The organism is Bifidobacterium subtile (assembly GCF_000741775.1).
GTDB classification, from domain to species: domain Bacteria; phylum Actinomycetota; class Actinomycetes; order Actinomycetales; family Bifidobacteriaceae; genus Bifidobacterium; species Bifidobacterium subtile.
Map to the genome: position 1 here is coordinate 113,702 of NZ_JGZR01000006.1, position 23,012 is coordinate 136,713.

The window sequence follows — 23,012 nt, forward strand, 5'->3', positions numbered from 1 at the left end:
CGCCCTGAGCAGCTTTTACGAGCTGCTCAGCACGATAAATGTTGAGAAACGGATCCCCGATGACCTTCGCGTGTACACGAACGATTAGAACTCGCAACCACATCCGCACGTAGGCGCCAGACGCACACCTCTCAACACTGCACACACATAACGTAATACTCAGCAGGCAGTAGGCAATACAACACAAAGGGAAGCATCGTGGCAGACGAAACCGATAACACGAATGGCCTGAACGGGCAGGCGGGTCCCGACGGCTCGATGGAGCCGCTCAGCCCGCAGGAGAACGACAACACCGATTATGGCCTGATTCAGGGCGAACGCATCAGGCATATGGATCTGCAGCAGGAGATGCGCGAATCCTACCTGGCGTATGCGCTTTCCGTCATCGTCGAGCGTGCGCTGCCCGATGTGCGCGACGGCATGAAGCCGGTGCACCGCCGCGTGATCTACGCGATGTACGACGGCGGCTATCGTCCCGATCGCGGCTACAACAAGTGCTCGCGCGTCGTGGGCGACGTCATGGGCAAGTACCATCCGCACGGCGATTCCGCGATCTACGACACCCTTGTGCGCATGGCCCAGTCGTGGTCGATGCGCTACATGCTGGTCGACGGGCAGGGCAACTTCGGCTCCCCCGGCGACGATCCCGCCGCCGCCATGCGTTACACCGAATGCCGCATGGCTCCGCTCGCCATGGAGATGGTGCGCGATATCGACAAGGACACCGTCGATTTCGTGCCGAACTACGACGGCAAGACGATGGAACCGACCGTGCTGCCGGCCCGTTTCCCGAACCTGCTGGTCAACGGCTCGGCAGGCATCGCCGTGGGTATGGCCACCAACATCCCGCCGCATAACATGCACGAGGTCGCCGAGGGCGTGCACTGGGCGCTCGATCACCCCGACGCCAGCCGCGAGGAGCTGCTCGAAGCGCTTATCCAGCGCATCAAGGGTCCCGACTTCCCTACTGGCGCCACGATTTTGGGCCATAAGGGCATCGAGCAGGCCTACCGCACCGGCCGCGGGCTCATCACCATGCGCGCCGTCGTCAACACCGAGGAGATCAAGGGCCGCATGTGCCTGGTAGTCACGGAGCTGCCCTACCAGGTCAACCCCGATCGACTCGTCGTTTCGATTCGTGAGGCGGTGCGCGATGGCAAGATCCAAGGCATCGCCGATATGCGCGACGAGACCTCGGGCCGCACCGGCCAGCGGCTGGTGCTCGTGCTCAAGCGCGATGCCGTGCCCAAGGTCGTGCTCAACAACCTGTACAAGCACTCCCAGCTGCAGCAGACCTTCGGCGCGAACATGCTCGCGCTGGTCGACGGCGTGCCGCGCACGCTGAGCCTCGACGCCTTCATCCGCCATTGGGTGAACCACCAGATGGACGTCATCGAACGCCGGACGCGCTACTTGAAGCGCGAGGCCGAGGAACGCGACCACATCCTGCAGGGCTACCTGAAGGCCCTCGACATGATCGAAGAGGTCATTGCCTTGATTCGCGCTTCGCGCGATGTGGACACCGCGCGCACCGGGCTGATGGAGCTGCTCGATGTCGACCAGGTGCAGGCCGACGCCATTCTGGCCATGCAGCTGCGTCGTCTGGCAGCGTTGGAACGCCAGAAGATTCTCGACGAGCACGAAGAGCTCATGCGCAAGATCGCCGATTACGACGATATTCTCGCCCACCCCGAACGCCAGCGCAAGATCGTCGGCGACGAGCTGGACGACATCGTGGAGCGCTACGGCGATGAACGTCGTACGAAGATTCTGCCGTACTCCGGCGAGATGAACGTCGAGGACCTCATCGCCGAGGAGAACGTGGTCGTCACGGTCACGCACTCCGGCTTCGTCAAGCGCACCAAGGCCGACGAATACCGCGCCCAGCATCGCGGCGGCAAGGGCATCAAGGGCGCTAAGCTGCGCGAGGATGATGTGGTCGACCACTTCTTCCTCACCTCGACGCACAACTGGCTGCTGTTCTTCACCAACCGTGGCCGCGTCTACCGCATCAAGGCCTACGAACTGCCCGAAGGCTCGCGCGACTCGAAGGGCCAGCATGTGGCGAACCTGCTGCAGCTCGGCCCCGACGAGAGCATCCAGACCGTGCTCTCCATCCCGAACTACGAGGTCGCCAAGTACTTGGTGCTCGCCACCTGTTCGGGCAAAGTCAAGAAGACCGCATTGTCGGAATATGATTCCCCGCGTCAGGGCGGCCTGATCGCCGTGCGGCTGATGGCCGACGAGGCGACTGGCGAACCTGCTGACGAGCTGGTCGGTGCCGCGTTGTGCAACGCCGATGACGACATCATTCTGGTGTCCAGACTCGGCATGAGCCTCAAGTTCCGCGCCGACGACCAGCAGCTGCGCCCGATGGGTCGGCAAACCGCCGGCGTGCAGGGCATGCGCTTCCGCGAGGGCGACGAGCTGCTCGCCATGGACGTGGTGTCGGACGCCAGCGAGCAGGACCTGCTCGTGGTCACGAACGAAGGCTTCGCCAAGCGCACCGCGATCAGCGAATACCGCCTGCAGGGCCGCAACGGCTATGGCGTCAAGGCGCTGAACTTGGCCGAAGGGCGCGGCTCGCTCGTCGGCGCGCTGATCGTCTCGGACACTGACCAGGTCATGGCCATCATGAAATCCGGCAAGGTCATCCGCTCGGATGTCAATGAGGTCAATCGCACCGGGCGCAACACCCAAGGCGTGACGCTTGCCAAGCCCGACAAGGGCGACAAGATCCTGTCCATCGCCCGCAACGAGGAGCAGGACGAGGAGGAAGCCGCCGAGGCTGAAGCTGCTGGCTCCAACGGCGCACCTATGACAGGTGGGAATGGTGCCGTCAACGGTTCGACGGTGGATTCCCGGGCTTCGGATTCGACGGATTCGCAAGGTCCGACAGGTTCGCAGACGGACTCGCAGGACTAGCAAAACCTGCAATACAATGACGGTGGCGAGAAACTGTGCAGACTGCGCAGGATGGGCAGTAATCGTCCCAGAACGCTGGTAGCCTCAGCCTAGGATTACGGTTGAGGCCATCAGCGACAAGGAGAAGCGATGAGCGAGAATCTTGAGGGCAACGAGCCAGACGTCATCGAGCCGGAGGGCGCTTCGCAGGGTGCTGTGTCGGAAGATGCCACGGCGCCGCTGATTAAGCCACGTACCGTGGAATCGGGCGAGTTTGAGGCCCAGGCTTCGGCAAGGGAGCGCAATGTCCAACCGCATGTAGGGCAGGAGCATGCGCCCCGCGTCGCTCGCTCCGCCTCCAATCAGCCGGCATATGCGGCGTCTGGCTCGGCTGCATCGTCGAAAGGCGGGCCGTCGTCTGCAGCTGCATCCCCCACCGGGGTGCCGTCAACCGCCAGACCGCAGAAAACCGCTGCTGCATCGGCAAAGAATCCCGCTGCCGGTCGTCGTGCGCCCCGCGCAAGGCGCATGAGCCTGTCGCTGACCCACGTCGATGCATGGTCCGTAGCCAAGGTCACCTTCCTGCTAAGCGTGGCCGGAGCGATCATCCAAATCGTCGCCGCAGCGCTCATCTGGCTGCTGCTCAATGTGGTGGGCGTGTTCGACCAGGTGACGCAGATCGTGTCATCGACTGGCTTGGACGCCGGTGGATTCAACCTCGCCGATGTCTTCTCGCTGAGCACCGTGCTCAGCGCCGTCACGATCTTCTCGATTGTCGGAGTGGTGCTGTTCACCCTGCTCGCGACGATTCTCGCTTGGCTGTACAACGTGGTCAGCGCCCTGGTCGGTGGCGTCCACATGACCCTTGGCGACGACTGAGAGATAACCGGCGTGCCATATGTGCCATAGTAGGCACTTGCGCACTCAGTAGCCTTGGTGCCGCAATGGCCCGAGGGCAGCACGATTCGGTATCCAAGTTAGAAGAGAGAATATGCTCACCTATCTGGGATATTTCAGCACATCGTTTGTTATCGCGGTCATCGCATGGCCTTTCGTATCGGTAGTTCTGACCCTGCCGATTCTCGCCGGCATGTACCACCGCCATCACCGGCTGCGCTTCGGCGCGGTGCTGGCGGCCTATCTCGTCGTGCTGTATCTGCTGGGGCTGGCGGCGTTCACCTTGTATCCGCTGCCGGATAATCCGCAGGCCTACTGCGCGGTGCATCATGTCACCCCGCAGCCTAACCCGCTGCGTTTCATTGCCGATATCCGCACCGACAGATTGTACGGCTTATTGCAGCTGGTGATGAACGTCGTGCTGTTCATCCCGCTCGGCTTCGCGCTAGCCCGCTGGGCGCGCTGGAAGACTTGGTCCGTGGTAGTAGGCGGGTTCCTCGTGTCGTTGGCCATTGAGCTCTCGCAGCTGACCGGCTTCTGGCACCTGTATCCCTGTGCTTATCGGCAGTTCGACGTCAATGACCTGATGACGAATACGCTCGGCGCATTTCTCGGCGTAGTGCTGGCAAGACTGTTCAGTCGCATCTCGCCGCCTGAGCAGATCGACCGAGACTCGATCAACGCCTCGCCCAAGCTGCTGCACCGCGCAGTAACCTTGGCCATCGATATGTTCCTCATATCCGTGGCGTATTTCTCAATCGGCGCTGGCGCGGTTCTCCTGCTGCATTCGATTGCCGCTCCGCTGCCTAATGGCGATTATCGACTGCTGGGGCTGACCCTCGGTGTCGAGACATTCACCGCCGTCACGCGGGTCATCGCAGGCCTCGCGTTCCTCGTGTTCGAACTGTGGATTCCCGCCACGCATCGCGGCCAGACGCTGGGCGCGATGTTCACTCATATGACCGTGGAGACGCGCAAGCGCAGCGGCAACGCCAGACTCGTCTTCTACGCCCTGCGCAGCGTGGTGCTCTATGCGCTTATCCAGCCCGGCTTCAGCGGCTCGTTCAGCGAGGCGAACCGTGTCTCCTTCGCCGTAGCGCTCGTGCTTATCATATTCTGGCTCATCAAACGCCAAATGCCCTACGACCTGATTCCCGGCGAGGCCGGGGTCGAGCTCGAATCCGAAGCTGGGCAGCGCCTATAGCACGCCTTGGGCGACCATCGCATCGGCGACTTTGACGAATCCGGCGATGTTCGCGCCGATCATCAGGTCGTGCTCGTGACCGTAGCGTTCGGCGGCGGCCAAGGAGCTGGCGACGATGGATTCCATGATGGACTGCAGCCGCGCGTCGGTTTCCTCGAAGCTCCAGCTCACGCGGTAGGAGTTCTGGCTCATTTCCAGCCCGGAGACCGCCACGCCACCGGCATTCGCCGCCTTGCCCGGGCCGTAGAGCACCTTCGACTGCTTGAAGACCTCGATCGCGCCGGGCGTGCAGGGCATGTTCGCGCCCTCGCACACGACCGTGCAGCCGTTGGCGACCAGGGTGCGGGCCGCAGCGTCGTCAAGCTCGTTCTGAGTCGCGCACGGCAGCGCGATATCGCACGGGACATTCCATACCCCGTTGCAGCCCTCGTGATATTCAGCGCCCGGCACGCGATCGGCGTACTCCTTGATGCGCCCGCGATGATCGAGCTTGATGTCCTTGAGCACATCGAGCTGAATGCCGTTCGGGTCGTGGATGTAGCCGCTGGAATCCGATGCCGTGACCACGGTGGCGCCGAGGCTCTGCGCCTTGTCGATGGCGAAAATCGCTACATTGCCCGAGCCGGAGACCGCAACCGTCTTACCGGAGAAGCCGTCGTCGCGCAGCACGCGCATGGCCTCGGCGGTGTAGTAACACAGGCCGTATCCGGTGGCTTCGGTGCGTGCCAACGAGCCGCCGAACTCCAAGCCCTTGCCGGTGAGCACGCCGGAGTATTCGTCGCGGATGCGCTTGTACTGGCCGAAAAGGTAGCCGATCTCACGTGCGCCCACGTTGATGTCGCCTGCGGGCACATCGGTGAATTGGCCGATGTGGCGCTGCAATTCGGTCATGAATGCCTGGCAGAAGCGCATGACTTCGGCATCGGAGCGGCCTTTGGGGTCGAAGTCGGAGCCGCCTTTGCCGCCGCCCATCGGCAGGCTGGTCAGCGAGTTCTTGATGACCTGCTCGAAGCCGAGGAACTTCACGACGGATTCGGTCACGGTCGGGTGGAAGCGCAGGCCGCCCTTGTACGGGCCGATGGCGGAGTTGAACTGCACGCGGTAGCCGCGATTGACCTGTACCTTGCCGGCAGCATCGGTCCACGCCACGCGGAACTTCACGAGCCGCTCCGGTTCCACAAGGCGTTCGAGGACGCCATTGGCCTCGTACTCGGGATGATTGGCGAGGACCGGTTCGATGCTTTCCAGCACCTCATACACCGCTTGCAGGAATTCTGGCTGATCGCCGTCGCGCCGTGTGACCTGATCGTAGACGCGCTTGGCATATTCGTTGGTGAGCATGATTCTCCATTGTTATGTTTAAATACAACGGCCTCATTGTATGGGCGCATGTCCGCGTTGTCACGAAAATGTTCAGAATACGATTGAACAATTCTGGTATGGGGTGTCGAACGCCTTCGGAACTTCGTCAGCGTACGTTTTCCGATACGACCCTCATCACAGTCTCATCACAGTGCATAACAACGTACGCTGAGACTAATGGGAGGTATGCGGCAGGAGTGCAATAGGGGTCTGCGGCGTTCCCGGCATTTGCCACGTCCCATGCCGTTTTGACTGTCGTGCTCTATCCCGCACCGGCGCAACAGGGGTAGTATCGCCAGTATGGCAACATCGCGCAGGATGCGTGGCACGCTGTAGGCATACGCCTTATGGCAGCCAAGCACGTATCCAGCGAATCGCCATGCTTCGAGCTTGACGGCACTCGCTCGCCATGGCGCAGGAACAAGGCTGGCGGCCGCGCGAACGGCTGCATGAGGAAGGAATCATATGAGCCATCAACCAGTATCCATCGGCATCATCGGCATCGGGCATGTCGGCCCGCACGCGGCGAACAGCCTGATCCTGCAAGGCATCGCGGACGAGCTGCTGCTGTGCGACGTCAACGAGAGCAAACTCGCCGCCGAGGTGCAGGATCTCAACGATTCCGTCGTTTTCGCGCCGCATCGGGTCGTGGTGCGCAACTGCCACGCCGATTACGAGCAGCTGGCGGGCTGTGATGTCATCATCAACGCCGCCGGCAATGTGAAGCTCGCTGCGGTGAGTCGTGACGGCGAGCTGTTCGCCACCGTCGATTCGGCCCGTACCTTTGTCGGGCGGCTTGCGGCGGCTGGATTCGAGGGATTCTGGGTCAACGTGGCCAACCCCTGCGATGTGGTGTCCGCCGAAGTGCACCGGCTTTCGGGGCTGCCCACGAACCATATCATCGGCACCGGCACCTGCCTCGACTCCGCCCGGCTGCGCACGGTCATCTCGCTGACCACGAAGCTCGCGCCCGAATCGATTCAGGCCTATATGATCGGCGAGCACGGCAATACGCAGATCGCCGCCTGGTCGGCCATCAGCTTCGCCGGCGTCCCGATGAAGAACGTCATCAGCAAGCCCGGATTCAGCGACCTCAAGCCCGATGAGGTGCAGGCGAAGGCGCGTGACGGCGGCTATGTCGCCTATCGTGGCAAGGAGTGCACCGAGTACGCGATCGCCAACGCGGCGGTGCGCATCACGCGGGCCATTCTGCACGACGAGCATGCGGTGATGCCCGGCTCGGTGTGGCTTGACGGGCAATATGGTCAGCGCGGCTTGTACATTTCGGTGCCGTGCATCATCGGCGCAAATGGCGTCGAGGACATCGTTGAGCTGGACCTGAACGACGAGGAGCAGGCTGGATTCGCCGCCTCCTGCGACGCTGTGCGTGCCAACACGGCCCGCCTTGCCCCCTTCAGCATCGAGGAGTCGCGCAAGAACCCGGTCACACTGCCGAAGCACGAATAACCCTAAGCCGTTAACGAGCGGCACTGTCAGCGCCCGTTTTGTAGCGCTAGCAAGTGATTACTGGCACGAAAAGGCCGCCGATGGCTCGGTAGAGGTCTTTGCGCCAATAGCCGCGATATGGCGCTACAATGAATCAACCAAATCAATGGAAACGTTTGCAAAACTGCTTGATAAAGAGCCTGTTTGAGGAGGCGATGCCACCGATGAAGCCATCAGATGCACCGAACGCAGCATGTAATAAGGGAACAACGAATACTTCGTTACTATAGACATGGGAAACCCGGCAAACATGGGGAAACCCGATAACGGGTACCAGACACGAAGAATAGGGCAAGGTGCGCATGGCACAGCAAACGGTCACGATACGCGATGTCGCGCGCAAGGCCGGGGTGGCCGTGTCGACCGCATCGCGTGCCCTAGGCGAGGGCTCCGCGTCTCCCGCCACGAGGAGCAAGGTGCGGCAGGCCGCGCAGGAGCTTCATTTCGTGCCGAATATGGCCGCAAGGCAGCTGACATCCGGCAGATCGAATGTCGTGGCGATCGTTATCACGGAAGCCCCGGATTTCGTGTTCCGCGATGCCTTCATTTCCGGCATCGTCAGTCGGCTGATGGGTGCCTTCTCTCGGGCGAACCTGCTTCCGTTTCTCGTGCTGATTGCGCCGACGGATGCCGATGGCTTCATCCGATTGCTGCGGGACTCCGGGGCCGACGGCATGGTGGTCGTCAGCTTCCACTACTCCAAGCGCTTCGCAACGATTATCAAGGCTTCGGGCAAGCCCACTGTTTTCGTGGGCAAGCCGCCGGTCGGCATGAATTATCCGTATGTCGACCCTGATTCGGTACAGGGAGGATACATTGCGGGCCGGGTTCTGACGGATCGGGGGCGGCAACGGATTGCCATCATTGAAGGGCCGAGCGACATGCAGTCCCCGGGCGGCAACAACGAGCGCACTGAGGGGTGCACGATGGCTTTGCGCGAGGCGAATCTTGAGCCGGTCGCGGCCCTTCCTGGTCCCTATAGCTTTGAGCACGGCATCGAGGCCATGAATGCCATACTCGACGCGCATCCGGAGGTCGACGGAGTGTTCGCGCACTCCGACCAGATCGCGGCCGGAGCTTTGCATGTGCTGCATCAGCGCGGCAAGCGTGTGCCGCAGGACGTTTCCGTTGTGGGGTTTGATGATTTTCAGATCGCCAGCGCCACCTCCCCGCGCCTGACCACCGTCGCACAGCCGCTCACTCAGCTTGCCCAAGCGGCCACTGATATGTTGATCTACCGCTTGAAAACAGGCGAGTGGAAGACCACGGCGGAGATTTTCCCGGTTAAGCTGGTGACGCGAGAAAGCGTCTGAAACCCCCCATGTCGTGCGGCAGCGGATTTGCCTATGATGCGTTGGGTTATGTCGGCATACCCGAGCGATCCGCAGCCTGGGCAACGCATTCGATGAAGGTCAACGAGCCAGCCCGCCAGCCGGCCAGGGAATGCAGCAGCGTGCAGCACAATGATATGCGAATAAAGTGCCGCCAGCGCTAATGGATGCTTGCAATACACAAAAACAAACATTTTCTTACACTCGAACAATCGCCTTGCAGGGCATTTCCCGAACGTGATAAAGTATTATATGTTTTTGGAAACGGTTCCAAAAAGCACCGACGGACGCAATGCGGCATGCGCCGGTGGAGAGATTGCACATGGACGTGCAATGAGGAAAGGAACACCATGAATACGAGCAAACGAATACTCGCCTCCGTTGTCGCTGTAGCTGCACTGGCCAGCATGGCTGCCTGTGGCTCCAGCAATGCGTCGGACGGCGCCAAATCCGGCGGCAAGACCGTAATCAAGATTCAAACCTTCAACAACTTTGGCTATGGCAAGCCCAGCAATGAGCGCCCGGGCGCCGATTTGTGGACGTCATACGAGAAGGAGCATCCGAACGTCAAAGTCGAGGAGACTGTCGCCTCCGGCTCAGACGACGCCCGCTCCGCTTTCAACACCGCCATCTCGTCTGGCTCAAACGCCTATGACATCTACGCGGCTGATATCGCATGGATGCCTTCGATCCAAGCCATGCCGGACAAGTTCGTCGATCTGACGGGCCAGTTGAAGAACAACGACTGGCTTGACTGGAAGACCAAAGGCGGCACTACGGCGGACGGCAAGATCATCGGCGCCGGCAACGACATCGGCCCCACCGCAGTATGCTACCGCTCCGATCTGTTCGCCAAGGCCGGTCTGCCGACCGACCGCAATGACGTCGCCAAATTGCTCGGCGGCGACAACGCCTCGTGGGACACCTACTTCCAGGTCGGCAAGCAATATACCGAGAAGACCGGCCTGCCGTGGTACGACGCCATGGGCGGCTTGTGGGGCGCGATGAAGACCCAGATCGAAGAAGCCTATGTCAAGAAGGATGGCACCATCATCGCCACCGACAAGCAGATCAAGGATCGCTACGACCAGCTGACGGCGACTACCGATATGTCGGCTCATCTCAATCAGTGGTCCGACGATTGGAACGCCAACTTCAAGTCCGACAAGGGCTTCGCCACGATCCTGTGCCCGGCATGGCTGGTCAACAACATCAAAGGCAATTCCGGTTCGGACTTCAAAGGCTGGGACGTCGCCGACGTGACGCCAGGCGGCGGAGCGAATCAAGGCGGATCGTGGCTCGTTGTGCCGAAGACCTCAAAAGTGCAGGACGAGGCCGCCAAGCTGGTGGCATGGCTGACCGCGCCCGAGCAGCAGGTCGCCACTTTCAAGGCCGCCTCGAACTATCCGAGCTCACCCAAGGCGATGGCCGACCCCGCCGTAGCCGACAAGACCGATCCCTTCCTGAACAACGCGCCAACCGGCAAGATCTTCGCTGACCGCGCCAAGGCCGTCAAGGTTGTGCCCTTCACCGGAGCGCAATACTACGACATCGATTCCAAGCTGGGCGATGCGCTCGGCCGCGTCGACGTGACCAAGGAGCAGACTCCGGCGCAGTCCTGGAAGCAGTACGTCGCCGACGTCAAGGCCCTGTCCTGAGCATCGGCAAACCGTCAGCATCGCTTGGCCGTCAGTGTTCCAGGCGTCTCAAGATCCCAACACCTTGAGCACGTTGAACGTTCGGGACTTGCAACTGATCTTGCAATTGGCAGCAGGCGCCAGGATGCAATCCTGCTGTGCGCTCAAGGCGCGACGCGCCAAGGCGCACGGCAGGATTGCGCGAGGTGGTTGCAGGTGCGCGGGCGAGAGCCATCGGATGGGGTGCCAACGCGAGATCAGCAGCGAGACCGAAGGCGAAAACCGGCAGTGAGGTTGGCGATGAGTCGAAAGGAGAGACGATGTCACAGCAGACTATGTCACATCAACATCAAGCAGCTGGCGGGTCCGGCGGCCAGCCGGGCATTCAGCGAAACAGCCGTCGCGGCAGCGACCCGTCCAGCGGCCCGCCGGGCAAGTGGCGCACGAGGCTCGGCCAGTTCGAATGGAAGGCGTCGCCGTATCTCTACATCGCCCCCTTCTTCATCCTGTTCGCCATCGTCGGCCTGTTCCCGCTGCTCTACACAATGGTCGTGGCCACGCGCAACTGGAACACGCTCACCGGCGACGGCGGGCTTGCGGTATGCGGCGCCACCTGCGGGACCACCACGCCCTCATGGTTCGGCAATTTCGCATGGGTCCTGCACCAGCAGGCCTTCTATGTCGCGCTGCGCAATTCGGTATCGATCTTCCTGCTGAGCTCCGTGCCGCAGATCATGCTGGCCCTGCTGCTGGCGTGGATCCTGGACGCGAACCTGAAAGCCAAGAACTTCTGGCGCATGGGCGTGCTGCTGCCGTACGTTGTGGCCCCTTCGGCCGCCGGCATCATCTTCTCGCAGATCTTCTCCGACAAGATGGGCGCCATCAACGTGCTGCTCCAGCAGATCGGCATGAACCCGATCATGTGGCACGGCAGCACGATATGGTCGCATATCGCCATCGCCACGATCGTGAACTTCCGCTGGACCGGCTACAACACGCTGATCCTGCTCGCCGCCATGCAGGCCGTGCCGCGCGATGTGGTCGAGGCAGCGGTCGTGGACGGCGCCGGCAAATGGCGCACCTTTCGCTCGGTGACGCTGCCGATGCTACGCCCGACCCTGATATTCGTCATCATCACCTCGACTATCGGCGGCCTGCAGATATTCGACGAGCCGCAGCTCTTCCACAACGCGGCCAGCGCGGGCGGCGGCGTCAACAACCAGTACCTGACCGTGAGCCTGTACCTGTACAAGCTCGGATTCGTCAGCGTGACGCCAGGCCAGCCGAATATGGGTCGCGCGGCGGCTGTCGCATGGCTGCTGTTCCTCATCATTGTGCTTATCGCCGTGCTCAACTATCTGCTCACGCAGCGGCTTGCGTCCGGCGGGCAAGCCCGGCACAGCAAGCAGGCGATACGCCGCATCGAGGAGCATAACGAAGCAGAGCGTCAGCGCGCGATCCGCTCGGGATACAACGTGCGCACGGCCGGAACGGCGACGTCGAACGCATTCGACATGGACAGAAAGCGTGGGGGCCAGCGATGAGCAAGCTAAGCAAAGCAACTAAAGCAACTAGCGGTGTCAGCGACAATGCCCGCCACGGCAATAACACTGGCAATAACGGTAATGACGGCACGGATTACGGCGTTCCCGCGCTCGAACAAGCCTATGGCAAAGGCGTGGCCAGAGCCGCGGCAAGAGCCCGGGCCAAGAAGCTCGGCCTGACCTCTGAAGGCCGCCAGCCGGGCTGGCCAAGCTACCTGATTCTGGTCGTGACCATCCTGATCTTCGTTTTCCCGCTGTATTACGCGGTTTCCATCGCTTCGCAGAACAGCCCGAGCAATCAGTACGGCGTACGTGCGCTGATTCCCGGCAGCGCCCTGCTGACCAATATCGGCCGCGCCGTCGATGCAATCGACTTCTGGCAGGCGCTGGGCGGGACCTTCCTGGTCTCGACCGTGGTCTCCATCTCGACGGTGCTGTTCAGCACGCTGGCCGGCTATTCCTTCGCCAAGCTGCATTTTCGCGGGCGTAATTTCCTGCTCACCTTCGTAGTGGCAACGATGACCGTCCCGCAGCAGCTCAGCGTGGTGCCGCTCTACATCATGGCCAACAAGGCCGGCCTGTACGGCAGCCTATGGGCCGTGATCATACCCGGTCTGGTGAGCGCTTTCGGCGTGTTCTGGATGACGCAGTACATCAGCGACGCGTTGCCATATGAGTTGATTGAGGCGGCGCGCGTCGACGGCTGCTCGATGATCCGCACCTTCTGGTCGGTCGCCTTGCCCGCGGCGCGGCCGGCGGCTTCGATGCTGTTTTTGTTCACCTTCATCGGGCAGTGGACGAACTACTTCTGGCCCATGCTCGTGCTGGGCTCGAACAAGAACAGCATGCTCACCGTGGCCGCCGCAGCGCTCAAGGGCGCGTATTTCACCGATTACACGATGGTGATGTCCGGCGTGATCCTGACCACCTTCCCGCTCATCCTGCTGTTCTTCTTCGCGGGCAGGCAGTTGGTGTCCGGCATCATGGCCGGCGCGGTCAAAGGATGAGACAACATATAGTGAAAGCGAGTACGACTATGACCTACACATTCCCCCACGATTTTATGTGGGGCACAGCCACCGCCTCCTACCAAGTCGAAGGGGCCCTCCACGAGGATGGCCGCACACCGTGCATATGGGACACGTTCTGCACGCTGCCCGGAGCAGTCGCCGACGGCTCATCCGGGCAGTCCGCTTGCGACCAATACCATCGCTACCCCGAGGATATCGCTCTGATGCGCGAGCTCGGCGTCAAAGCCTACCGGCTGTCCATCGCCTGGCCCCGCATCATGCCGGATGCCGGTGGCACTATCAACCAGCTCGGCATCGACCACTACCGGCGTGAGCTGGACGCATTGCGCGAGGCTGGCATCATGCCCGTGGTGACTGTGTATCACTGGGATCTGCCGCAGTATCTTGAGGATCATGGCGGGTGGGCAAGCAGAGACACCGCGCTGCGCCTCGCGGACTATGCAGACGTTCTGGCCCGTGAACTGGGCGATCGCGTCGGCATCTGGACGACGCTCAACGAGCCGTGGTGCTGCGCCTACCTCGGCTACGGCAATGGCGAGCATGCGCCGGGCGTGCGCGACTACGGCAAGGCGCTTGCCGCAGTCCATCATTTGAATCTTGCGCACGGTTTGGGCGCGCAGGCGATACGCGCCCGCCTTGGCGATGACGCGAACATCTCAAGCGTTCTGAATCTGTCCGTGAACGTTGCCGAGACCGACAGCGAAGCGGATCGGGCAGCCAAGCGCCGCGCCGATCTGATCGCCAATGAGGTCTTCCTCGGGCCGATGTTTGAAGGGCGGTACGATCCGGAGATCTTCGAGGCAACCAAGCCGTACACCGACTGGTCCTTCGTGCACGACGGCGATGAGGAGCGTATTCACCAGCCGGTGCAATCTCTGGGAGTGAACTTCTATTCGACCACGCATGTGCGTCACCGAGGGCCGGAAGCGGCCGGAGCAGCCACTGACGCTTCGCGGCTCAGACGCAACCCCATGCCCGCGCAGGACATCGTCGAGGTTTTGCCTCCGGCTGGCGAGCTTACGGCCATGGGCTGGAATCAAGAGCCGCGAGGACTGACGACCCTGCTCACCGAATTGAGCGAGCGGTTCCCCGGCCTTGACTTGATCGTCTCGGAAAATGGATCCGCATGGGACGACGAGGTGACTTTGGAACCGGATGCGCCGGGCGGCAAAATCGTGCATGATCCCAAGCGCGTGGCGTATCTGGATGCGCATGTACGTGCCGTAGTCGATGCGCTTCAATCCGGTGCGAAGGTGAAAGGGTACTTCGCATGGTCGCTGCTCGACAACTTCGAATGGGCGCTGGGCTATTCCAAGCGTTTCGGCATCATTCGCGTCGACTACGACACCCAAGAGCGCATCTGGAAGGATTCAGCGCTGCGATTCCGCCAAATCGTGGCCGACAACGCGATCTAGGCTCCCAATTTCGACTCTGAACCGGAAAAGCATGTGACAAAAACGGCGTAACCACCCTTCGCGATACACTGAGGAGTGAGATAACGCAATCATTCCAAGGAGGAGCAATGCTCGACGGATTCAAGAAGTTCATCGCCCGGGGCAACATGGTCGATATGGCGGTCGGTGTGGTCATGGGCGCAGCCGTGACTTCAGTGGTCACCGCAATCGTCGAAAAGGTCATCAACCCGCTGATCGCGATGATCTTCGGCACTGAGAACATGGACGGGCTGCTGGCGTTCACTGTCAACGGCTCGACGGTTTCCTTCGGCGCGGTCATCGGCGCGCTGATCAACTTCCTCGTGGTCGCCGCGGCTGTGTACTTCTGCATCGTGCTGCCGATCAACAAGTTCCGTGACATGGCTGCGGCCAGGCACGGCGTGCAGGACGAGGCGGAGGAGCCGCTCAGTCCGGAAGAGCAGACCGTGGCTCTGCTGCAGGAGATCCGCGACGAGCTGGCCAAGGGCGGCGACGGAAGCGCTGTGCTGAAGTAAGGCTGAAGTAGGCCAAAGACATACGGCTGGGGCTGGCTGGCTCCAGATTAGGCAACTCCGTATATGACAAGGGCTCCGGCGCATCATGCGCCCGGGCCTTTTTCGTTTTCGGTGTCGGCGGCAACGGCGTAGCGGAGCAATGGGGTGCCGTAGCCACAAGCCGTAGCCGCCCGTTGCGGGCGCCATGAGGTGCATGTATGCCACAGGCGAAAGCGGCCTGAGGCCCTGAATTACAATGGGAAAGGCTTGAAGATCGCATTCGGTAATGGGCGGTTGCAACGGGCACTTGCAAAGGCGCAGTGGCAAAGAAGACGCCGCGCACATACGCTACCTAGCAATTCGCCCCGCCGCGCGGTCACCAGCTGAACTCTAATGGCTGCAGAGGCGTACATGCGATGGGAGATTGGAATGGCTGGTGGCGAGGCCCTTCGGGAGGGACCTGACGCGGTCGTTTTCGAATCCGTGAAGCTGCGAACGTGCGGCCGCCCGGGGGTGGAGCGAAGCGATACGTTGCGTTATGTGCGGTACGAGGGGACGGGAACCAAGGATTTCGAACAATTCAGGACGTTGAACGAACGTGATGCTGATATCTCGAATATCGTGGTTCCTGAGATCAGCGACGCCCTGCCGATGACGCTGCATATGCTCGCACGGCGCGAGGCGCGATTCATCCATACTGTGGCGCCCGAAATGAGAACCATCTGGTCGCGCGGCCGCCCCGTATACAACGCGGCGATGCTGTTCCTGCGCATGCGCGGCGATTACGAGATCGTGACGCCGAGGTCATGCTTCGTGCGCGCTGATACGCGCTGACTGCTGATTGCAGCTGGCGCGGAGTCCAAGCCAGACGGGCGACTGCTAGGCTTGGAACTCAAGAACCCAAGAGGGGAAGGCCAACACCTTCTCCTCTTCTCGTATGTTGCGCCACCTTCAAACATGGGCTGATATTATGAATACGGTATTTTCTTGATGCGAATTTTTGAATACGAACGGCTACCGCAAGGCTTAGCGGCGCTGAAGGTGACGCATTCAGCGGAACCAGAATGATGGTGGGGAAGTAATGTTCAATCGACAAAACGGCTCGGAAGCCAATCCGCGGCACTTGTCTTCGGCGCCAACGCAGTTGGGCGAAGCTGCGAATGCCAACGGCGGTGAGAAGACGCGTACGGGATGGCGGCTGCGGCTGTATGCGCTGAGCTGATTCCGGCGTTGCTGGTGCTGTCGGGGCTTGCGGTGCTTATGTACCCGCAGACGGCGGCGTGGTTCTCGCAGTATGACCAGTCGCAGCTGATCGACGTCAGCAATCAGCAGATCAACTCAGGAAAGCTGTCGCCCTCCGTGGTGGAGCAGCTCAAGGAGGCGCACGAATACAACAATGCGCTGTCGGCTGGCGCCGTGCTTGAGGCGAATCATCGCATCCCCACCGGTTCGGGCACAAGCCAGGACCCCAACGAATCGCTTGACTACAACAAGATCCTCGTCAGCCCATCGGGCGTGATGGCGCGTCTGCGCATACCCTCGATCGACGTTGATCTGCCGATCTATCACGGTACTTCCGATGCCACGCTGCTCAAAGGCGTCGGCCACTTGGAGGGCACGTCGCTGCCCGTGGGCGGGCTGGGGACGCATGCCGTGCTCACCGGGCATCGCGGGCTGGCCACGGCCACGATGTTCACTAACCTCAACAAGGTCAAGAAGGGCAACACGTTTACCGTCGAGGTTATGGACCAGGTGCTGACCTACAAGGTCTTCGACATCAGGGTCGTGGACCCGGAGGATACGACTTCGCTGAAGTCCGATCCCAAAAAGGACCTCGTGACGCTGGTGACCTGCACGCCGCTGGGCATCAACTCCCAGCGCATCCTCGTCACAGGCCAGCGCGTCACGCCGACGCCGAAGAAGGACATCGATGCGGCGCACAAGGCATCAGACCTGCCCGGCTTTCCTTGGTGGGCCGCTGTTCTCGGCGGCGGATTGATCGGCGCAACCGTGTTCGTGTGGCGTGCCGGCTACCCGCCGAAAGCAGGCGGCACACGCGAGGAGAAAAAGCCTCGCCGCCCGCAGAAAGATAAGCCGAGCCGTTAAGCGGACAACGCGGTGCTGAGCCGTAAGGTGCGCAGCCCAGCCGAACCGTTAGGTGAACAGCACTGCTGAGCCGTGAAGCGCACAGTCCACTGGACTGCCCGTAGGCGAGGCCGAGCGACCGCTAGGTCGCGAGGAGCGAAGCCGAAGGCTGCAGGTCAATGCAGATACAAGCTACAGCTCGCTATCCGCGTCGACCTGCATCACATACACATTTCTGCGCAGGTGCTTGGCCTGGGCACGCGATATTTCGCCGGACTCGACCATGTCGCGGATGATGCCGAGTTCGATGGCGTAGCTTTCATGCCTGGCCTCGTCGATCTGGGTGAGCAGCTTCGCGTTGCCGCCGATGCTTGGGCGGGCACGCAGGGCTGCCTCCGCGCGGCGATAGTCCAATATGAGCGCCGAGCAGTATTCGGTGGCGTCCGGGTTCTGGCCCATCTCGTCGTAGAGATGGTCGATCACGTATTCGAGGGCGTTGAGCTGCAGATTGCGCATGTGGGCATGGACTTCGTTTTCGCTTACCAGCGGCGTGGTGCGGCGGATTTTGGAGCTGACGCGGCGCGCAAGAATCAGCGAGCGGCGCTGCGCCGCGCGTATTCTGCCTCGGATCTGCGAGACGGTTCTGCCCGAAGGGTGGTCTGCGGAGATGTGGCGCAGCGAGTTCATGATCTGGTCGAGCATGCGTTCGCAGGCCTCGATGCGCAGCTCTCGCTCGTGGGGGTCGCCTTGCGTTCCGGCCTTCGCGCGTTCGAGCTGCTCTACGATGTAGTCCTTCTCCCAGTGCAGCGCGGCGACTTGCAGCTGATCCAGCTTGAGCGGATCGACCTGGCCGATGCGCTGCTTGAGGCGGCTGATGCGCCGAGTATAGGAATCTATGACCTGCAGCACGGCTCGCCGGTTCTCCGAGGTGACGCGCTTGGTGAGCTCCTCGACAGTGCGCTGGACCGCTTCAATGGTGATTTCTATCATTTCGGTCGACGACTTATCGTCGCTGCGATTCGGCGCGAGCAGCGGCAGCATGAAATTCGCCAGCACCAGCGTGGTGATGATGACCCCGGAGGAGACGAAGATCAGTTCGTCTCGCAGCGGGAACGAGGCGCCGGAGCTGATGACGTACGGAATCGTGAACATCAACGACAGCGTGATCGTGCCTTTCGGCCCCCCGAAGGTCATCACTGCGGCGGAGCGCCACCGGTTCGGCGTCATCTTGCGGCGCACGCCGGTTTCCTGGTCTTTGGTGAACCAGGAAACGAGGCTCACCCATGCGAATCGCAGCCCGATGACCACTAGGCAGACCAGCACGATGACCTCGATGAGCATGGCATGGCTGACCGCATGATGCGTCCAACTGGTGCTCAGGGCTTTGGGCAGCTGCAGCCCGAGGAGGATGAACACCGCGCCGTTGAGGCTGAAGGAGAGCACGGACCATACGCTGCCCGAAACGATATTCGACCTGGCTACATTCGGTCCTACGCCAGTGCGATCGAAATGGATGACCAGCCCGGCCGCAACGACGGCGAGCACGCCCGAAACGTGCGCTATCTCGTCGGCTCCGAGGTAGATGAGGAACGGCAGGAAGATCTCCATGAGGATTCTCGTGGTCGTGGTCTCCCAGCCGATCGATCGCAGGGTTTCAAACAGCCAGTTGGCGAGAAGTCCGAGCAGCAGGCCGAAGAACGTGCCGCCAATGAAGGAGAGCAGGAATTCCCCGGTGGCGTGCACCAGCGAAAAGGACCCGGTCACTGCGGCGAGAATCGAGAATTGGAAGCCGACGACGCCCGACGCATCATTGAACAGCGATTCGCCTTCGAGCACGCTGCGCTGCCGGGCGGTGAGCGAGGCGTCGCTGCCTATCGAGGAGACGGCCACCGCGTCGGTCGGCCCGAGCGCCGCGCCGAGCGCGAACGCCGCCGCCAGCGGGATGACGGGCCATATCGAGTGCAGCACGAATCCGATGGTCACCATTGTCATCAGTGCCAGTCCGATGGCGAGCGAAAGCGAAAGATTCAGCGTTTTGAGCAGCGCGGATTTGTCGATTTCATGAGCTTCCAGATACAGCAGCGGTGCGATGAACAGCACCATGAACAACGCCGGGTCCAACGCTATTTCCGGGAAGAACGGCAGCTGGGCCATGAGCGCGCCCAGCGCGATCTGCACCAGCGGGGTGGAGATTCGCGGTATGAAGCGGCTGAGGAATGATGAAAGCACAACCGCGCCGACGACGTACAGAATCAGCGTGAATGCGTCCATGCCTCTTTCCCCTGTTCCTCTCCTTTGTCAGCTCTTTCCTAGGTTATTATATGGTGCGCATGTGTCGGCATTCCATCGCAGGGCGTAACTGTGTGGGATATCGGTGGCGCTGATAGCGGACTGGGGCGGTTTGTCGGCGGGATGCTTGGGAAACTGCGGGATTAGGATGCCGACAGGAGATCAGCGTATGCCAGTGTGTCGGCTGGCGTTTAGACTGACGGTATGAAGTACAGCGGGACGGAACGCGGCGATACAACTCGCATCGGCGCGAAGCATAGTGGCCCAGGGCGTGGCGTGGTGCGGCGCAGCTACAGCTATGGGCAGGCGATGCGTGAGGCGCTGCGATTGGGGCGTCAAGCCGCAGAAGAAGGGGAAGTGCCGGTCGGAGCGCTCGTGGTGGATGCCGAGGGGCGGGTTCTTGGGCGGGGGCGCAACCGACGCGAGGCCGCCGGCGATCCGTTGGCGCATGCTGAAGTAGAAGCGATGAGAGCCGCCGCGCAGGCGATGCGTGAGCGGCGGAAGAGGCAGCGCGGCACTCTTCGCGATGACGATAATGCTGCTGATGATCCTGCAGATGATCCTGCTGTGCGCTCGCATGCTGGTGACGCTTCGATGCCTTTCATGTCTCCGGTGCCTGCAGCAGCTAGGGCAGCTGAACGTCATACATCGTGGAATCTCGCCGATTGTACGCTGGTGGTCACGCTTGAGCCTTGCCCCATGTGTGCCGGAGCGGCGTTGCAGGCGCATGTAGGTCGTATCGTCTTCGGCGCGTGGGATGCGAAGCTCGGGGCCTGTGGATCGGTATGGGATATTCCGCGCGATCCGCATATCGGGCCTCATCCGGAGGTTGTCGGCGGCGTGGAGGAGGAGGCCTGCATGGCGCTGTTGCGCGATTTCTTCCGCACGCGCAGACGCTAGAGTCATTTTCTTGTTCTTCGCAAGAAACACGCTGAAGGTGGAAAGAAAGCATCGGCCATTTAGCATGGGAGCCATGACAGCCCCGTGTTTTCGCACGTGTTCGACGATGAAGGGAAGCCCGATGACCGCTACAGCACCCATGGCAATGAACGATTCCGCGACGCAGATGTTTACCGGCGTTGCGGCCGACGGGCGAGCGGTGAAGGCCGTATACCTCTCCCGGCCCCGAGCGGATGTCGCTTTTGCCGTGGCGGTGGTCGACCACGATTTGCCGCGCGTCGTGCATTGGGGGCGGCCGCTGGCGCATCCGCAAGCCCTGCTGAACATGGTCGACGCCCTGCAGCCGCAGCGTGTCTCCGGCGCGTTGGATGAGACACAATGGCCGAGCGTGCTGCCTACGCAGGCCGAGAGCTGGACCGGTGCCACGCGGTTCGTGGCGCGGCGCAATGACGTGGAATTGTTCTGCAAGTTTACGGTGGGCGATGTGCGCGTTGACGACGAGAGCGCGGCGCTCATCGTGTCTGCTGCCGACGAGGAGCAGGGAGTCGCGCTGGCCTGGACGTGCGAGCTGACCGCCAGCGGTTTGGTGCGTCAGCGGGCCGAAGTGCGCAATACGGGCGAGGGCGAGCTGGCCGTCGACAAGGTGGAGCTCGGCTTCGGCGTGCCCGCCGGCGCTCTTGAAGTGCTTACCACAAGCGGCCATCACCTGCGCGAACGCCACCCGCAGCGTCAGCTGCTGCAGCAGGAGCGCATCGAACGCGTCTCCATGACCGGTCGACCCGATTTCGATGCCTCGCTGCTGCTGACCATCGGCGTGCCTGGGTTCGGCTTCGAGCGCGGCGAGGCGTACGCGGTGCACACGGCGTGGAGCGGCAACAGCGTGCTGGCGGCCGAGCGCAACGCCTACAGCCAAGGCCAGATCAGCGGCGGCGAAGTGTTGCTCGGCGGGGAGATCATACTGCGTGAGCCTGGAGCTGCCGGTACGGAACCCGATGCCTACGCAACCCCATGGGTCTACGGCGCATACGGCGATGGCTTGAACGAGATCGCCCAGCGTTTCCACGCCCAGATACGGGCGCAGCACCCCGAGTTGGCCGCCAAGCCGCGCCCGGTGATACTGAACACTTGGGAGGCCGTGTACTTCGAACATGATTTCGACACGTTGAAGGCGCTTGCGGACAAGGCCAACAAGTCCGGCGTGGAGCGTTTCGTCGTGGACGACGGCTGGTTCGGAAGCCGTCGCGATGATACCAAAGCCTTGGGCGATTGGCAGATCTCGTCGCAGGTCTGGCCCGAGGGCGATAAGAGCCTCAAGACGCTTGCCGACTACGTGCATGCGCTGGGCATGGAGTTCGGCCTGTGGTTCGAGCCGGAGATGATCAGCCCTGATTCCGACGCGGCTCGCGCGCATCCCGACTGGATCGTGAAGCCCACCCTGCATCGGCTGCCGATGCAGGGGCGCTCGCAGCAGGTCATCGACCTGAGCAATCCGGAGGCTTTCGCATACGTTCTTGGCTGCATGGACGCGCTGGTCGAGGAGCTGGGCATCGACTACATCAAATGGGATCACAACAAGCTCGTCACCGAGGCGGTGTCGCCGCGCAGCGGGCGGCCAATGGTGCATGCGCAGACCGTGTCCGTGTACGAGATCTTCCGCAGGCTTCGCCGGCATCACAAGGATCTCGAGATTGAAAGCTGTTCCTCCGGCGGCGGGCGCATCGACTTGGGCATTCTCGAATTCGCGAGCAGGGTGTGGGTCTCCGACTGCGTCGACCCGGTGGAGCGTGCCACGATTCAGCGCTACACGTCACTGCTGGTGCCGCCCGAAATGATGGGCGAGCATGTGGGCGCCAGCCCGGCGCATTCCACGATGCGTGCCACGAGCCAGGAATTGCGCATGGCCACGGCGTTCTTCGGGCATATGGGCATCGAGTGGAATCTGCTCAAGCAGTCGGCGCAATCGCTTGATGAGCTGGCGGCATGGGTGGAGGCCTTCAAGGCACATCGCGCCGACTTCGCCTCCGGGCTGGTCGTTCACAACGATTCCCTGGACCCGGCTGTGCAGCTTGACGGCGTAGTGTGCGCCGATGGTTCGCGGGCCGTCTACCGGTTTACCCAGCGCACCACTTCGGCCACCTATCCCGCCGCGCCGGTACGCTTGCCCGGTCTGGACCCTGCCGCCATGTACCGTGTGCGACCGCTGGCCGTGAACCGCGATTTGGGCAGCGACATCACGAATGCGCAGAGCCCGAGCGGCTGGTGGAATGCCGAAGGCGTCACGCTTGACGGCAGGACCTTGCAGACCTATGGCCTGCGCGTGCCCTCATTGCACCCGGCGCAGGCCGTGTTGTTCGAGACCTTGCGTCAATAAATCTGGTATGCATCATTTATGACA

At 61.7% G+C, this 23,012-nt stretch carries 17 protein-coding genes; 15 read left to right on the top strand and 2 right to left on the bottom strand.

From position 1 onward, the window contains the following. Window positions 1-258 precede the first annotated feature (258 nt). From gyrA to BISU_RS05045, 3 genes are all read left to right on the top strand, one after another. Window positions 259-2,925: a DNA gyrase subunit A gene (gyrA, locus tag BISU_RS05035; RefSeq protein ID WP_226839195.1), complete on the top strand. Its 2,667-nt coding sequence runs from the start codon at window positions 259-261 to the stop codon at window positions 2,923-2,925. Window positions 2,926-3,054: 129 nt separating this feature from the next. Beyond that, complete coding sequence (locus BISU_RS12795; protein ID WP_024464433.1) at window positions 3,055-3,783, top strand: DUF3566 domain-containing protein; 729 nt, start codon at window positions 3,055-3,057, stop codon at window positions 3,781-3,783. 112 nt (window positions 3,784-3,895) lie between these two features. Continuing rightward, a complete protein-coding gene (locus BISU_RS05045) occupies window positions 3,896-5,005 on the top strand; it encodes a VanZ family protein (protein ID WP_024464432.1) in 1,110 nt (369 codons plus the stop codon). On the opposite strand, the gene gdhA is transcribed toward BISU_RS05045, so the two are convergent. After that, the gene (gene gdhA, locus BISU_RS05050; protein WP_024464431.1) at window positions 5,000-6,346 is read right to left on the bottom strand and encodes an NADP-specific glutamate dehydrogenase; all 1,347 of its coding nucleotides are present in this window, start codon (window positions 6,344-6,346) and stop codon (window positions 5,000-5,002) included. The genes BISU_RS05045 and gdhA overlap by 6 nt on opposite strands. A gap of 486 nt (window positions 6,347-6,832) precedes the next feature. Between gdhA and BISU_RS05055 the strand changes: the two genes are divergently transcribed. From BISU_RS05055 to BISU_RS05095, 10 genes are all read left to right on the top strand, one after another. Beyond that, entirely contained in the window at window positions 6,833-7,834 is a 1,002-nt protein-coding gene (locus tag BISU_RS05055) for an L-lactate dehydrogenase (RefSeq protein WP_024464430.1), read from the top strand. A gap of 341 nt (window positions 7,835-8,175) precedes the next feature. Next, window positions 8,176-9,186: a LacI family DNA-binding transcriptional regulator gene (locus BISU_RS05060; RefSeq protein ID WP_024464429.1), complete on the top strand. Its 1,011-nt coding sequence runs from the start codon at window positions 8,176-8,178 to the stop codon at window positions 9,184-9,186. 368 nt (window positions 9,187-9,554) lie between these two features. Continuing rightward, window positions 9,555-10,862: an ABC transporter substrate-binding protein gene (locus BISU_RS05065; protein WP_024464428.1), complete on the top strand. Its 1,308-nt coding sequence runs from the start codon at window positions 9,555-9,557 to the stop codon at window positions 10,860-10,862. A 299-nt stretch (window positions 10,863-11,161) separates the two neighbouring features. Continuing rightward, window positions 11,162-12,385: a carbohydrate ABC transporter permease gene (locus BISU_RS05070; protein ID WP_024464427.1), complete on the top strand. Its 1,224-nt coding sequence runs from the start codon at window positions 11,162-11,164 to the stop codon at window positions 12,383-12,385. Then, complete coding sequence (locus BISU_RS05075; RefSeq protein ID WP_024464426.1) at window positions 12,382-13,392, top strand: carbohydrate ABC transporter permease; 1,011 nt, start codon at window positions 12,382-12,384, stop codon at window positions 13,390-13,392. The genes BISU_RS05070 and BISU_RS05075 overlap by 4 nt, the downstream gene beginning before the upstream one ends. A gap of 29 nt (window positions 13,393-13,421) precedes the next feature. Next, a complete protein-coding gene (locus BISU_RS05080) occupies window positions 13,422-14,831 on the top strand; it encodes a GH1 family beta-glucosidase (protein ID WP_024464425.1) in 1,410 nt (469 codons plus the stop codon). Window positions 14,832-14,938: 107 nt separating this feature from the next. Next, window positions 14,939-15,364, top strand: coding sequence for a large conductance mechanosensitive channel protein MscL (gene mscL, locus BISU_RS05085; protein ID WP_024464424.1), 426 nt, complete (start codon window positions 14,939-14,941; stop codon window positions 15,362-15,364). A gap of 567 nt (window positions 15,365-15,931) precedes the next feature. Continuing rightward, window positions 15,932-16,177, top strand: coding sequence for a hypothetical protein (locus BISU_RS12485; protein ID WP_152599268.1), 246 nt, complete (start codon window positions 15,932-15,934; stop codon window positions 16,175-16,177). 247 nt (window positions 16,178-16,424) lie between these two features. Next, entirely contained in the window at window positions 16,425-16,565 is a 141-nt protein-coding gene (locus BISU_RS12490) for a hypothetical protein (protein ID WP_156100192.1), read from the top strand. Further along, a complete protein-coding gene (locus tag BISU_RS05095) occupies window positions 16,535-17,449 on the top strand; it encodes a class C sortase (protein WP_152599266.1) in 915 nt (304 codons plus the stop codon). Before BISU_RS12490 ends, BISU_RS05095 begins: the two co-directional genes overlap by 31 nt. Window positions 17,450-17,620: 171 nt before the next feature. Here BISU_RS05095 and BISU_RS05100 read toward each other — a convergent pair whose 3' ends face one another. Further along, window positions 17,621-19,699 carry a cation:proton antiporter gene (locus tag BISU_RS05100; protein WP_024464422.1) on the bottom strand — a complete coding sequence of 693 codons (2,079 nt, stop codon included), beginning with the start codon at window positions 19,697-19,699 and terminating at the stop codon, window positions 17,621-17,623. A 327-nt stretch (window positions 19,700-20,026) separates the two neighbouring features. On the opposite strand from BISU_RS05100, the gene BISU_RS13335 reads away from it, so the two are divergent. After that, the gene (locus BISU_RS13335; protein WP_024464421.1) at window positions 20,027-20,617 is read left to right on the top strand and encodes a nucleoside deaminase; all 591 of its coding nucleotides are present in this window, start codon (window positions 20,027-20,029) and stop codon (window positions 20,615-20,617) included. 121 nt (window positions 20,618-20,738) lie between these two features. Then, window positions 20,739-22,988 (top strand): alpha-galactosidase, encoded by a 2,250-nt coding sequence (locus BISU_RS05110; RefSeq protein WP_404801772.1) that lies wholly within the window; start codon window positions 20,739-20,741, stop codon window positions 22,986-22,988. Window positions 22,989-23,012 lie beyond the last annotated feature (24 nt).